This window comes from Oleiphilus sp. HI0123 (assembly GCF_001635315.1).
In genome coordinates this window covers 1-14,328 of sequence record NZ_LWGE01001174.1, presented here as the reverse complement: position 1 = coordinate 14,328, position 14,328 = coordinate 1, and the positions used below count along the sequence as shown (strand labels likewise).

General features: G+C 44.4%; 11 protein-coding genes and 1 riboswitch. Of the genes, 3 read left to right on the top strand and 8 right to left on the bottom strand.

Translation table 11 applies throughout. The features are described from left to right. Positions 1 to 125 precede the first annotated feature (125 nt). Positions 126 to 2,891, top strand: a complete 2,766-nt coding sequence (locus A3761_RS12885) for an EAL domain-containing protein (protein WP_068740387.1) — start codon at positions 126 to 128, stop codon at positions 2,889 to 2,891. A gap of 20 nt (positions 2,892 to 2,911) precedes the next feature. Here the strand turns inward: A3761_RS12885 and A3761_RS12880 are convergent, their stop codons facing one another. From A3761_RS12880 to A3761_RS12865, 4 genes are read right to left on the bottom strand one after another with little or no spacing between them, the layout of a single operon-like run. Beyond that, entirely contained in the window at positions 2,912 to 3,679 is a 768-nt protein-coding gene (locus A3761_RS12880; RefSeq protein ID WP_068509617.1) for a ParA family protein, read from the bottom strand. Positions 3,680 to 3,703: 24 nt separating this feature from the next. Then, on the bottom strand, positions 3,704 to 4,447 hold the full coding sequence (locus A3761_RS12875; RefSeq protein ID WP_068509619.1) for a DnaA ATPase domain-containing protein: 744 nt from the start codon (positions 4,445 to 4,447) through the stop codon (positions 3,704 to 3,706). Continuing rightward, positions 4,444 to 5,025 carry a CDP-alcohol phosphatidyltransferase family protein gene (locus A3761_RS12870; protein ID WP_068509622.1) on the bottom strand — a complete coding sequence of 194 codons (582 nt, stop codon included), beginning with the start codon at positions 5,023 to 5,025 and terminating at the stop codon, positions 4,444 to 4,446. The genes A3761_RS12875 and A3761_RS12870 overlap by 4 nt, the downstream gene beginning before the upstream one ends. A gap of 28 nt (positions 5,026 to 5,053) precedes the next feature. Then, a complete protein-coding gene (locus A3761_RS12865) occupies positions 5,054 to 6,295 on the bottom strand; it encodes a DUF2066 domain-containing protein (protein ID WP_156508876.1) in 1,242 nt (413 codons plus the stop codon). 255 nt (positions 6,296 to 6,550) lie between these two features. On the opposite strand from A3761_RS12865, the gene purM reads away from it, so the two are divergent. Together purM and purN are read left to right on the top strand one after the other, a co-directional pair. Continuing rightward, positions 6,551 to 7,618, top strand: a complete 1,068-nt coding sequence (gene purM, locus A3761_RS12860) for a phosphoribosylformylglycinamidine cyclo-ligase (RefSeq protein ID WP_068508039.1) — start codon at positions 6,551 to 6,553, stop codon at positions 7,616 to 7,618. A gap of 2 nt (positions 7,619 to 7,620) precedes the next feature. Further along, positions 7,621 to 8,289 (top strand): phosphoribosylglycinamide formyltransferase, encoded by a 669-nt coding sequence (purN, locus tag A3761_RS12855; protein WP_068508037.1) that lies wholly within the window; start codon positions 7,621 to 7,623, stop codon positions 8,287 to 8,289. Positions 8,290 to 8,321: 32 nt separating this feature from the next. On the opposite strand, the gene A3761_RS12850 is transcribed toward purN, so the two are convergent. The 4 genes from A3761_RS12850 to A3761_RS12835 all read right to left on the bottom strand — a co-directional run bounded on the left by A3761_RS12850 (position 8,322) and on the right by A3761_RS12835 (position 14,190). Next, positions 8,322 to 9,260, bottom strand: coding sequence for a LysR family transcriptional regulator (locus A3761_RS12850; RefSeq protein WP_068508035.1), 939 nt, complete (start codon positions 9,258 to 9,260; stop codon positions 8,322 to 8,324). Between the two features lie 38 nt (positions 9,261 to 9,298). Then, positions 9,299 to 11,164, bottom strand: coding sequence for a phosphomethylpyrimidine synthase ThiC (thiC, locus tag A3761_RS12845; protein ID WP_068553106.1), 1,866 nt, complete (start codon positions 11,162 to 11,164; stop codon positions 9,299 to 9,301). 67 nt (positions 11,165 to 11,231) lie between these two features. Beyond that, a riboswitch (TPP riboswitch) is annotated at positions 11,232 to 11,405 on the bottom strand. A gap of 56 nt (positions 11,406 to 11,461) precedes the next feature. Beyond that, positions 11,462 to 12,928 carry an ATP-binding protein gene (locus A3761_RS12840; RefSeq protein WP_068508031.1) on the bottom strand — a complete coding sequence of 489 codons (1,467 nt, stop codon included), beginning with the start codon at positions 12,926 to 12,928 and terminating at the stop codon, positions 11,462 to 11,464. After that, positions 12,925 to 14,190, bottom strand: a complete 1,266-nt coding sequence (locus A3761_RS12835) for an HD domain-containing phosphohydrolase (protein WP_068508030.1) — start codon at positions 14,188 to 14,190, stop codon at positions 12,925 to 12,927. Before A3761_RS12835 ends, A3761_RS12840 begins: the two co-directional genes overlap by 4 nt. Between the last annotated feature and the right edge of the window lie 138 nt (positions 14,191 to 14,328).

Sequence of the window (14,328 nt, the reverse complement as noted above, 5' to 3'; positions counted from 1 at the left end):
GATTCATCATTATGGTGATGTCTTCAGACAGCTAAATTCGTCATAAAACAAGAAGACAATCCACCATATTTACCATGCGGCCCATTATATAATTTCACCTTCGAGCTAAGCTGGCTTTACTTTCAATGAATGCAAATAATCTAAGTTTTAAGCCAGAAATCTCTAGCGCTCGCATTCACGGCATACCCGCATTTTTCATAAGTCTCACCCTGTTGTTTATTGCTTTAGGTTTTGACCAATTATTTATCAATGACGGATCGACACTTCAGAATGCCATGCCCTACGTCAGCATAGCCTACGGTTTATCACTCTCTCTTACTTATTGCTTCGGCCTAGTCAGTCTACCCGCAATATTCCTAGCCCCAGTCGCTTTATCACAAGCATCTAACGCATGGTTTGACGGTGATATAGAACTTAGTACTGCAGTACTGTTTTCGTTAAGCCTTTGCATGCAAAGTTATGTGCTCCGGAAGTCATTCCAGCTCTCTATTACCAAGGGTAATCCTTTATCAAACAGTAAAAACCTGATCCTTTATATTTCCCACAGCGTAATAATTAGCGCCTTAATCAGCACATTGCTCGGTGTCAGCTTGCTCACCAATGACGGCGACAGCACACTAGACCTAAGGGTAATAGCCTACTTATGGATTTCCAATGTTATTAGTCTGACCACCATTCCAAGCATCGTGTTCGCGGCACAAAACCATGCACAACGTATCAAGCAAAACACACATCCTTTAGAGTGGTTTGTTTGGCTTTCAATCTCGATCCTCAGCATTTATTTTACCACCAAGGAAAAGCCTCACTTTATACTTCTAATCATTCCAATCTTAATGTGGGCTTCAACCAGATTTAACCAGCTCGCTTGCACTATTGCTATTTTCGTATCTGGGATTATCACCCTGCACCTCCTTAACGCCGGGACACTGACACAGCAATTATCAATACCAGAATATTCTCTACCTCTTGCTAGCTTGATCGTTATTCTAACTACCCTTTACTTCAACACCCTCCGTTCAGATCAAATAAAAATCGAAGCGAGGCTCGAAGATATTGTTGAACAACGCACACAAGATTTACTTAGCGCCAACCAAGAACTTCGCGATGAGGTTTACATCAGAAAGCAGGCAGAAAAGAGTCTACAAAACACCTCGTCTCGTTTCAGAGCACTATTCGAAACTGCCGGCATCCCGATCATCGTACTTGATAAGAAGTTCAAAATTAAACAATGGAATGCAGCAGCCGAAGTTCAGTTTTCTTATACTAAAGAACAAGTGCTAGGCAATAATTTCATCGATATGTTTGTTCCAGAAAATATTCAGGACGAGACAGCATGGAAATTTACCAAGGTACTCGAAAGCGGCCTTAGTAAAGAAAATATGGAATGCGAGATTATCAGTGGCGACTCGCTTTCGCACACCATGCTCTGGAACATGAACCACCTTAGCAATCATGACGGTGAATCCCAGCAGACGCAGCTTCTTTTGATTGGCCAAAACATTTCCGACATCAGAAAAACTCAAAATCAACTTCACTACCTCGCTCACTACGATGCACTTACCGATACGGCTAACAGACGCCTATTCGAAGACCGCTGCGCCCAAGCGATTCAATCAGCAATTCGACACAAATCCGAGATTGCGCTAATCGGCCTAGATATCGATCACTTCAAACGAATCAATGACACGCTCGGACACGATATCGGCGATCAATTTCTTGTCACCTTAGCCAGCAGACTCAAACAAAGCGTTCGAAAGGAAGACACGATTGCCCGCCTTGGCGGAGACGAATTTGCTATTCTGCTAGCAAATGTATCGGGAAGAGAAGGCGCTAAAACAGTTGCCAGAAATATTCTCGATAACATTACCAAGCCCGTAAATATTGGCGGGAATGAGCTTATCGTTACTTCCAGCATCGGCATTACCGTCTGCCCTAACGATGGCACGCAATATCCCGACCTTCTAAAAAATGCAGATATGGCCATGTATCGAGCGAAAAAAGCCGGACGAAACAATATTCAGTTCTATAGTCCAGAAATGAACAGTGAAATGCAGCGCCAACTAATTATTGAGCATGAGCTAAGAAACGCTATCAGCGCCAGCCAATTCAAGCTTTACTACCAACCTATCATCGACATTGAAACGGGTGAAATTCTCGCGCTTGAAGCCTTGCTACGCTGGCATCATCCTGACAAAGGTTTAGTCACGCCAGAGTACTTTATTGATGTCGCTGAGCAAACGGGCTTATTGCACGACATTGGTCAATGGGTAATTTCTAACGCCTGCCTGCAAGGACGAGCAATTCAGGAATGGTCAGACACGCCGATACAAATAGCGCTCAACCTCTCTAACCGCCAATTTAACCATCCGCGAATAGTTGAACTTATCCAAAAAGCAGTAGAGAGCACTAAATTTGATCCAAAGAACCTGATTCTGGAAATGTCGGAAAGCACGATCACAAGCAATATCGAGACATCCTTTGTGACACTTACTCAACTTAAAGAGTTGGGCGTGTCACTGACAATCGACAGCTTTGGAACCGGTCTAAGCTCACTACGACAGTTAAAGCAAATTCCCGCCGACATCATTAAGGTCGACCGAACTTTCGTGACTGGCATACCAAGGGATGAAAGCGATATGGCCATCACTGAAACACTGCTAGCTATTGCGAGTCAGATGGATTTAAAAACATTTGCTACAGGGATCGAAACGAAGGAGCAGGAAGCTTTCTTAAAGATTAATGGCTGTCGATATGGGCAAGGTTATCTCTACTCCCCACCAGTGCCGTTCAAGGAATTATATGCAATATTACATAGCTTGAATCAAGGCGAAACCTTAGGCCGGGGCGACCAGATCGTACTACCTCTGGTGCACGAATCTAAACCGGCCTAAGCTAAAAGCAGGTTTTCTTGCTACGAAGATAAATGCTCGTGAAGTTCTTCAAACTGAGTCGTTAAAGCATGCTTTGGAGCAAAGTAGATAAGCGGCTGACTTTCTTGGTGCGACTCTTTCATCTTGATTGAAGCATTAATTTTTACAGGTAATACTGGCAACCCTTCTTCTTCGAGCTCCTTCACCAAGCGCGACGGCAGACTCGCACGCGGCTGAAATTGATTCACTACAATACCCTCTATTTCCAAGCGGTCATTGTGATCTTCTTGTATGTCTTGCAACTCGCCCATAATCGTATACAAAGCTTGACGAGAGAAGTCATCGCAGTCGAAAGGAATCAAAACCTTATCGCAAGCAATTAAGCCTGAACGCGTATAGAAATTTAAAGCAGGCGCTGTATCGATGATAATTTCATCAAACTGGCTCTCTAATGCTCTTAAGGCATTTTTGAGTTTATAGATCTTATGCTTAGCCTCCAGCTTTCTTTCAAGAAAATCCATCTCAGGACTAGAGGGCAAAACATAGAGATTGTCGAAGGGGGTTTTATGCGCAAAGTCGGCAGGATCTTTATTAAACAAATTAAATGAAAGCGTTTGCTCAAAAAAATCGGCAATCGAGTCATTCAATTCAGCAGCAGGCTTTCCCATTAAATAGTGAGTAGAGTTACCTTGCGGGTCCAAATCAACAACCAAGGTTCTGCGTCCCTTAGCAGCGAAAATAGCTGCAAGATTGCAAGTAATACTCGACTTCCCTACACCGCCTTTCTGGTTGAATACTACGCGAATCATTTTTTTCTCCCTGCAGCTGATGAGCTACCAATTTAAAACTTTCTTGACGAACGGAATTGTCAATTTACGCTGCTCAGTGAGCGACGCTTTGTCTAGTTGATCAAGTAACGCTAGCAACTCTGTTAAGTTGCGCCCGCTACGCTTAATAATAAAAGTAGAAACGCCCTCTTCCAAGCTAAAGCCCTTATGTATCGCAACCTGCTGCATGATTAGTTCTTTTTCAGCATCACTATAAGCTTTCAGGCTTATCAATAAACCGGATTTTAGGCGTGACAACAAATCAGCCAAGCAGATATTCAAGGCGTCTACCGGCTGTGACAAGGCGAAAATTAACATATCACCTTGAGCTTTATAATGGTTAAATAAATTAAAAAGACAGCGTTCTTTAAACTCTCGACTTAAGCTCTGGTGACACAGCCACAAATCCAAGTGATCGAGAGCCAAAATTGAATATTGCTCAAAGCTTGAAAACAAACCCTGAACGTCACTCTCTGATAATTCAAACTCGTTTAATTCCGCAAGCGAAAAGTAACAAACATTGTCCAGCTCTTTTGACTCAGCGTAGCCAATTGCAGCATTAAGCAAATGGGTTTTACCAGACTCTTCTGGCCCAACCAGTAAGACTGCAGTTTCCTGATACTCATCTATCGCACTCGACAGCATAAACTTGGCACGATCGTTTTTTTCGCTGTAAAACGTTTCGAAGCTTAGGTCACTTTTTTCCCTAACAGGCAATAATAGTTGGCTGGATAATTCAAAAGCATTCATAAGCCAGTCTTATCATTCAATTCATTTTCTCGGCGCTGCTTGTATGCCTTTACGCCCCAAACCAAGTAATAATGAATACCGCTAATCAGAGTAATGGCACCCACTACAAATAGGCCTTCTGAAACTGCCCACTGCGGCATCGGCAGATCTGCCAAGCTCATAATCACGAGTAAGACATAAACAATCTGTAGCATTGTACAGGTCTTACCCAGCCATGAGGGCTTAATATCATAATGACTAATAAAGAAGTGATAGCCCAGCGCACCAGCTAGAATCATTACATCGCGACCAATAACGAGATATAGAAGCCACATTGGGATTTGCTCTGTCCAAGCAAGCATTACGTAAGCCGTAACGAGCAGTAGTTTATCTGCCAAAGGGTCAGCTATGGCACCAAATCGCGACTTCCAATTAAATTGGCGAGCCAAGAAACCATCAACTCCATCTGAAAGACCTGCTACAAAGAATAGAATCAAAGCCTGCAAATATTGCGCGGAATATACGCTCATCGCAAAAGGAATCACCAGCAGGATTCGAATAACAGTTAGAATATTAGGAATCTGATTAGCTGCGATCATTCTATCTCCAAAATAACCATAGCAATGACTAAGACCCGGAGCGCCAAACAAATTTATCGAGCGCATCGACAAGCATACCCTTATTTAACTCCAATATACCGTCTAGCTCCGCTTCCCGTTTTATTAGCTTTCGCCCAAGAGATAGGTGCTGAGAAAGCATTTCTCTTGTATCACGCAAGCGCAACTCAAAGGTAAGCTGATCTTCCTCGGCTAGCAACATATTTACGGATGCAACAGGCGCAAGATCTTGCAGGTAACGCTGTACATCCACATAATCTTCGAAAGAATCGATACCAAGCACTGAAATGGTATAGATTTCTGAACTTGCTACGCCAGATATAGCATACTGAGTAGATATAACGCTTGCCAAGCGAGCAACAAACTCTTTTGAAACCGATTCACTGCTTGCCTGAGCGCTTTCACCAAAGAAAGTTTGCTCACCTAGGAATAGCTGCCAGTCTGCACGCCATTGACGCTGAGAAACAGGCTCTTTTGCTTCATCAAGTTCTTGAGCCTCAGGAGTAATGGAACTTTGCAAGCGTACAATTGCAACAGCGTCGGTGCCATAGCGCTTACTAGCATCAATATGGGAGTCAGAAAACAGGCCCCATAATCCGTCAACATCTAAAAGCGAAAGGTCTGTCAGATCGGCCACAGGAATAAAAAGCGGCAAACCTCGAGTCTCAGCAATGCCAGTCAATTCAGGTAGCACCTCATCCAGTTCGGAAGCGCCGATAACGCTTCGCTGCCCTTGTTCATCAGACATCACCACCCAAACCAGAATTGAAGGACGAGACCGCCCCCAAATAGGAAGAGACAGTGATTGCAAACCCGCTTCTATGGGCGATTCTGCGAATGCAACATCCAGCATATATTGGTCAGGTACGGCGGGCTCGGCTATTAACGACTCAGTTAACTCTTCTTGGCCGGTCTGAGCGGAACTAGGCATAGAACCAGGCTCCTGTTCAACGTCTGCACCTTCATCTGTAAACTCCATAGCGAGCCTTTCGCGCTCAGCAAGCACCTCAAGATAAACGCTATACGCGGGGTTTTCTCTGTAGGCAAATGAGAGCACGTAGTTTTCAGGTGAGCGAAACTTAGAATTCACAGAAGAATCCTGCAACAATTCCTCATCACCAGTAACACGGATCAACACCTGATGCAGCGCCTGCTCAAAGCCTAGCATACGATCGGAAGGGTCTTGCGAAGGTACTGCGACAGAAGCGTTATATAAATTACCTAGCTGGACAGCGATTGAGTGTGAACTCAAAAAGGCTAGCGAAACAAGTACGAAAAAACGAATAATATTGACCAAGTAAGTGCCACTTATGCTCAGTATTTGAAAGGTTTATCATAATATTCTCGAAACACTCATAAAACAACCATCAGCCGTGCTTTGCACACCTACTTTCTAATATTTTTTTAAATCACTACGAATATGTTATTTTTTACTGCTAGCATTTGGCGAGACTCCAAACAACTGGTAGAATCGCGCCAATTTTAAAAAGCCAAGGTTTTAGCTCATATGACTAATAATTCTGACTCAAATACAAACCCTTCACTTAGCTACAAAGACGCTGGCGTCGATATCGATGCGGGAAATGAGCTAGTAGAAAGAATTAAAGGTGTCGCCAAAAAAACTCGTAGACCGGAAGTAATGGCCGGTCTAGGCGGTTTTGGCGCAATGTTTGAGTTGCCGAAGGGCTATAAAGAACCGGTTTTGATTTCCGGTACCGACGGTGTTGGCACAAAACTAAGATTAGCCATGGACTTCAATAAGCACGATACGATAGGTATTGATCTCGTTGCCATGTGCGTTAACGATCTTATTGTTGGTGGCGCAGAGCCATTATTCTTCCTTGACTATTACGCTACAGGTAAACTGAATGTTGACGTTGCTGCCGATGTAGTAACAGGCATTGGCGCTGGTTGCGACCTATCTGGTTGCTCACTAGTCGGCGGTGAAACTGCTGAAATGCCCGGCATGTACGAAGGCGAAGATTATGACTTGGCTGGTTTTTGCGTTGGCATTGCTGAGAAGTCTGAGATTATAGATGGCACCAAAGTTAAGGCTGGCGACAAGTTAATTGGCCTCGCTTCTTCAGGTCCACACTCGAATGGCTACTCTTTAATTCGCAAGATTATAGAAGTATCAAACGCTGACCTAAACCAGGAAATTGGCGATACCGACCTAAAATCGGCCTTGCTTGAGCCAACAAAGATTTACGTTAAATCTCTTCTTAAATTGATCAAAGAAGGTGAGGTGCATGCCCTTTCACATATCACGGGCGGTGGCTTACTTGAGAATATTCCTCGCGTAATACCTGAAGGAACTAAAGCAGTCATCGAGACCCAGAGCTGGGAATTGCCTGAAGTATTCAAATGGCTTCAATCAGCAGGTAACGTAAATCCTGTTGAAATGTATCGCACCTTCAACTGCGGTGTTGGCATGATCATCGCCGTTCCAGCCGGTTCAGAAGAATCAGCCATCAAGCTTTTAGAAGCTGAAGGCGAAAGTGCTTGGGTAATTGGTGAAATTGCCGACACATCTTCCGACGAAGAGCAAGTCCAACTAAATGGACTAGGCGCTTAGTAATGGAAGGACGAGATCCTGTTGTCGTTGTTTTGATATCGGGTAGCGGCAGCAACCTTCAAGCCTTAATCGACGCCTATCAACGTGAAGAAATCCCTGGAAAGATCAGCGCTGTTATTTCCAATAAGCCCCATGCTAAGGGCCTAGAGCGAGCTAAGAAAGCTGAGATTGATACTCATGTCATCGAACATCAAAAATTCGCTCAACGAGAGATTTTTGATGCAGAGCTGATTAAGACGATTGAGAAGCATCAACCGGATCTCGTGGTATTAGCGGGCTTTATGCGTATCTTAACCGATGATTTTGTCCGCCGTTTTGAAGGAAGAATGCTCAACATTCACCCCTCTCTTCTGCCTAAATATCCCGGCCTACATACTCATAAGCGTGCGCTTGAAGCAAAAGACAAAGAGCACGGCGTGAGTGTTCACTTTGTTACCGCTGAGCTTGATAGCGGCCCGAACATCATCCAGGCTATTGTACCAGTCTTAAATCAGGATACTGAAGAAACACTTGCCACCCGAGTACTTGAAAAGGAACACATCATTTACCCCATTGCGGTTAAGTGGTTTATCGATGGACGTCTTGAAATGAAAGATGGCCAAGCCTATCTGGATGGCGAGCAGTTGCCCGAAAGCGGCCTTAAGCTAGAGATTGAGCAGACTTTACACTAAGAGTCTGCGCCACCCTTGCGCTTCACCAACGATTATTCACTCTCTTTCTGAGCAATATCTGTAATCAAACGCCTAAACCACTGATGGTCCGCATTATGATGAAGTAAAGGACTCCAGGCCATCTTGAGATCGAATGCTGGTATATCGAAGGGCGGCTCTTTCATTACAAGCTTAGAGCTTTCACTTTTTAAACGCGCCGCGCGGCTCGGCAGCGTAGCCACTAAGTCATGCTGCTGCGCCAACAACATCGCCACCTGGTAATGACGGGTAAATACACTAATTTCGCGCTTTGCTCCAATACGATCCAGCGCTTCATCAACCCAACCCAAGCGCTGCACATCATTCGGGTTCACTCCAACACCCACACCAAAGCCAGTTTTACTCACCCAAATATGGCTGGCCTTTAGGTAGGCATCCAGATCGAAGCTATTGACCAAGGTGTTACTAGGGCTCATCAGGCATGAGAAGGTATCAGACCAGAGCGTTTTTTGGTGAAAAGACTGCGGCAAAGTATCAAAGCGATTAATCGCCATATCGACACGGCCTTGCTCAACATCTTCGAAAGATACATCACTGGGCGTTAAAACATCGAGCGTGATATTAGGCGCCTGCTTGCGAACTTCACTTAAAACAGCGGGAATCAAGGTAGATTCAGCGTAGTCGCTTGCCATCACGCGAAACACCCGATGGCTTTGAAGGTCAAAATCCCTATCCGGGTGAACTACACGATCGATATTGAATAATATCTCTCTCACCGCAGGCTTAAGGCTGAGCGCCAACTCAGTAGGCGCCATACCGTCACTGGTACGAACAAGCAATGGATCTTCGAACAGCAAGCGCAAACGCTTCAAACCATTACTCATCGCAGGCTGCGTAATACCAAGATGGTTTGCAGCCTTGGTGACGTTTTGCTCACGCAAAAGTACATCTAGGTGAACCAGCAAATTTAGATCAACATCACTTAGATTCATAGACCTAGACGCCCTTGGCTAATAACACTCAATTAAACTTAAACTTCATGGTAGATTTCACTACCTTCCTGTTTAAATTTCTCCGACATCTCACTCATACCTTCGTTCGCATCCTTTTCTGCTGCGTAATCACGAACTTCCTGAGATATTTTCATTGAACAAAACTTAGGGCCACACATTGAACAGAAATGTGCAACTTTAGCAGAGTCCTTAGGTAATGTTTCATCATGATAAGCACGAGCAGTATAAGGATCTAGCGCAAGGTTAAATTGATCTTCCCATCTAAACTCAAAACGAGCCTTTGACATAGCATTATCGTGAATCTGTGCACCAGGGTGGCCTTTTGCAAGGTCGGCAGCATGAGCCGCGATCTTATAGGTAATAAGGCCCTGTTTTACATCTTCTTTATTAGGTAGACCCAAGTGTTCCTTAGGCGTGACATAGCAAAGCATTGAACAACCATACCAGCCAATCAGTGCAGCACCAATGCCTGAGGTGAAGTGGTCATAGCCTGGTGCGATATCGGTAGTAAGTGGGCCAAGCGTGTAGAAAGGCGCTTCATCGCAATGCTTGAGCTGCTCTTCCATATTCGCCTTAATCATATGCATCGGCACATGACCCGGGCCTTCAATAAAGGTTTGCACATCGTGCTTCCAAGCTATCTTGGTAAGCTCGCCTAAAGTACGAAGCTCTGAGAATTGCGCCTCATCATTTGCATCAGCAATTGAACCTGGGCGTAAACCATCACCAAGTGAAAAGCACACATCATAGGCTTTCATAATCTCGCAAATTTCTTCAAAATGCGTATAGAGGAAGTTTTCCTTGTGATGAGCAAGGCACCATTTAGCCATAATTGAACCACCACGACTAACGATCCCGGTGACTCGATTCGCCGTCATAGGCACATAGCGCAATAACACACCTGCATGGATAGTGAAGTAATCAACTCCCTGCTCCGCCTGCTCAATTAAAGTATCACGGAACAACTCCCAGGTAAGATCTTCGGCAACCCCGCCACATTTTTCAAGCGCCTGATAAATCGGCACCGTACCAATCGGTACAGAAGAGTTTCGAATGACCCATTCACGTGTCTCATGAATATTCTGGCCTGTAGACAAATCCATTACGGTGTCACCACCCCAACGCGTCGACCAAACTGTTTTCTCGACTTCTTCCTGAATAGAAGATGTCACCGCAGAATTACCAATATTGGCATTCACCTTGGTGCGGAAGTTCCGACCAATAATCATCGGTTCGGTTTCCGGATGGTTGATATTACAAGGAATGACAGCACGACCACGAGCGACTTCGTCTCTGACAAATTCCGGGGTAATCATTTTAGGAATAGAAGCGCCGAAAGACTCGCCTGGATGCTGGTTAGCTAGCGCTTCATCCATCTGCGCCTCGCTTAAAGCCAGATTTTCTCGAATAGCGATATATTCCATTTCCGGCGTAATGATACCCTGACGAGCGTAATACAGTTGCGTGACATTCTTTCCGGCTTTTGCTTTTAGAGGTTTACGCTTATGCTCAAAACGCAAGCCATCCAAGGCTAGGTTTTGATCACGTACATTTGCGTACTCAGAACTAAAACCAGGTAACTCTTCAGTATCATTTCGTTCAGCAACCCACTCATCGCGTAAGGGCATTAGCCCTTTTGTGACGTCAACTTCTATCTCGGGGTCTGTATAGGGGCCGGAGGTGTCATAAACTCTAACTGGAGGGTTATCCTCAAGCTCGCCATTCTGCAACTGAGTTGGGGTAAGTGAAATTTCACGCATCGCTACGCGAATATCTTTACGACTGCCTTCTACATATACTTTTTTTGAGGCTGGAAAAGGCTGGGTAGATAACTCATCTACGTAAGCTGTATCACCCAGTTTCTTTAACGAATCGTTTTTCATCTATTGCTCCGCATATCCGGTATTACGAGTGTGGTAAGTAAGGAAGCAATTAGAATCATCGGTCTAGTCTTGATGAATTCTTGTTCCCTACGCTGGTTCTAACCAATCAGGTTCAACGGGTCCCTATCTGCCTACAAAATGTAGAACAACAAATAATTGGATATATCCCAAGAATTTATATGGTCTCAGCATTCGCAAATCATCAAGCGATAAAATGACAGATGCTCCCCGACAAGATTTTCATCGATTTTAGGGAGTGTTGAATGATATGGCAAGAAATAAGCGCTTTAGCATCGCCTAACGAGGAAAAATAGCCGAGAAGGAGCTACCTCGCCCCACCTCGCTATCGAGAACAATTCGACCATGATTCAGCGCGAGCATTTCGCAGCATATTGCTAAACCATAGCCATCACCTTCAATCTCACTATTCTCATGGGAATCTTGGCGCTGATATAGTTTGAAAATGCTTTCACGCTGTCCTTGAGGAACACCACAGCCTGTATCATTTACTTCAAGAGTAACGCACTTGCCGACCTGCTCATCAAAACTGGGACGAAGAGATACTTCAATAGCTCCCGCTTGCGTATATTTAATTGCGTTGGAAATAAGGTTGATCGCAATTTGCTTAAAGTGCTGCCTGTCTGCCAAGGCGTATATGTTAGAATCCGAAATCTCAGAGCGAAAATCCAAGCCTTTTTTCTTGGCAAGGGTTTCACCTTGTACACACGCTTCTTCAAGCGCAGGCACTGCATTGAAGCGGGAAATGTCGGCAGCCAGCTTTCCAGCTTCTACCCGCGTAGAATCCAAAGTCGTGCTGATCTGTTCAGCGAGCTGCTGACCGCCCCCGATAATTCGGTCGAACAAAGATAGCTGCGTTTCACTACACTGACTAGACAACTTTGATTTAAGAATGCCAGCGTAACCGACAACTGCATTCAAGGGTGAGCGCAATTCATGCACCATCATTGCCAAGTATTCTTTTCGAGTACGTTCTTTTTCGAGCTCCAGGCTTCGTTCAAACTCTTGACGCTGAAGTTCCATTTCTTTATTACTGGTCACATCTAACCCTGAAAGCAATACTGCGCTACCTTGACTGCCATCACTAATATGGAAACTCCATAAAAAGTGTGATGTCTTATCGTTATTTTCTTCAGCATTTGCAGAAGACTCGATATTCTCTAGACCACCCTGCTCTATTGCTTTGCCGACCAGAGCAGCAAGATCTCTGGGTAAAATAGCGGGCGCCCCTTCATCGTCAAATCCAAACTCAAGCATTAGATCAGTCATTGCAGGGTTACTAAAAAGAATCAGGCCTTGATCATCAAGCTCCAGCAATGGGGAGGGATTTATTTCAGTAAAAAATGAAAGCTTCTTGAGCTCTTCAAGCTGAAAGCCTTGCTGCTCGCAGGTAGTGAAAAGAATCATGCAGCTGCCATCATCGGTATAACTTCTACGGTAACTGACGGCAATGTTTTCAGAATTCTTATGCGTCCAATAGCATTCCTGTGGCGCTAGCTGAGCTTCACCCTGTTTTGCCAAGGGGCACTCCTCAGCTTCGTGATGAGTATAAATACTATGACGGCAAAATAGTTCATGAGCAGTACCGCCCTCCGCTGCTTTTTCGGCAATAGCATCAATATCCCAGCCTAACATGGCCTGGCCTGCCTTGTTTAAGAACTGAATACAACCGTCACTATCGACAAGCAACACACCTTCAGGTAAAGCATCCAAGGTAATAGAAGTGATATCAAAAGAAGGACTCACGAAAGGTCTACTCGCAATAACTGTGCAGGGTCAGCGCCTGGGACGGTTAGATCCAAGACAGAAGTAATCGACAGCTCTTTATCTGTCTTGATTTTTGCAAGGTTAATCACCTTGGGCTTAATATGCGCCATCCCTGCCATATCGTAAACAACCTTTACGACAGGTAATTTTGGTTGATCGGCATCGATCTCAAGAACAATACCTTTTTCTTTGTTGCTTAGCTGGACAGCACTACCCACCGGATAAACACTCAATAGACTAATCAGCGCTGACACGGAAGGCTCATCAAGTTTTTCATTTTTGGCCTCTTTATATAGATTAGCAAGAGCGCCATGAGGTGTTACCGCAGGCCTATCAAGCAAGCCGTGGACTAACTCATCATACCTGACAACCACTGCGAAAACCTTACTTAAAGGATGTATCTGATCAGACTTAAGTCCAGAAGGGTAACCGCTTCCATCCAGGTGCTCATGATGCTCGGTAATAATGCGCATTACGATTGAACTGAGCTCACAGTTTTGTTTTAACGACCGTAAGCCTATCGAGACATGCTGATAAATTAACTTCTTTTCACTCGCCGTATAAGGTGATGCCTTACCAAGCAAATGCATAGGCAGTTTTAGCCAACCCGTATCGTGAAAAAATGCGGCTAAAGCGAGCGCCTGTTGTGCATCGTCACCTAAGCTGAGCTTGATAGATATACTTAAGACTAAACTAAATGAAGCGAAAGTATGATTTGCGAGCGAAGCATCTTTACGCTGAATATTGATAAGGATAGCGAGTGCTTGGTTATTCCGCTGTAGACTAGACAGCGTAGCGTCAATTAAAGGCGAAACCTGCCGAGCATCAACCACTTTATCGTTTTTGAGAGCTTCATTGATCTCATCTGCCAGCTTCTCAACTTTGCCCTTTAACTCTTTAGCAACACCAAGCTCCTGACTAATAGACGTACGCTCAGGCAATTTTTCCTTAGCACTTGCTTCTGAAACTGGCTTATCTTTCGCAGCCTGATCTTCTTGTGATTTATCAGTCTCTTGTGAGGACTTATCACGAATAACATCAGCTGACGCTTCTACATCAACACCCTTTGAGGTATCAATCGAGAGCTGCTTGACACCCGCCTTGAGCAACTTATCAATTTGAGCGGCATTTTTTATCTTCAAGTGGTGATACATGAAGGGGCTGTCAATCCACGATATATCGAGCTTGGTAATATACATACCAACCTTAAGTAAGGATATAGGGATCTTTTTTACTGCCATGCGAAGGAATGCCTAAACTCAGTGAATAGTGTCAGCTTTATTTACACTAAATTATAGGCCTTCCTGAGAGAATTTGTACTATGTTTTCACGATTAATTTAAGTTTTTATAGGTATTACCCTTCAGACAAAAGCTTTAC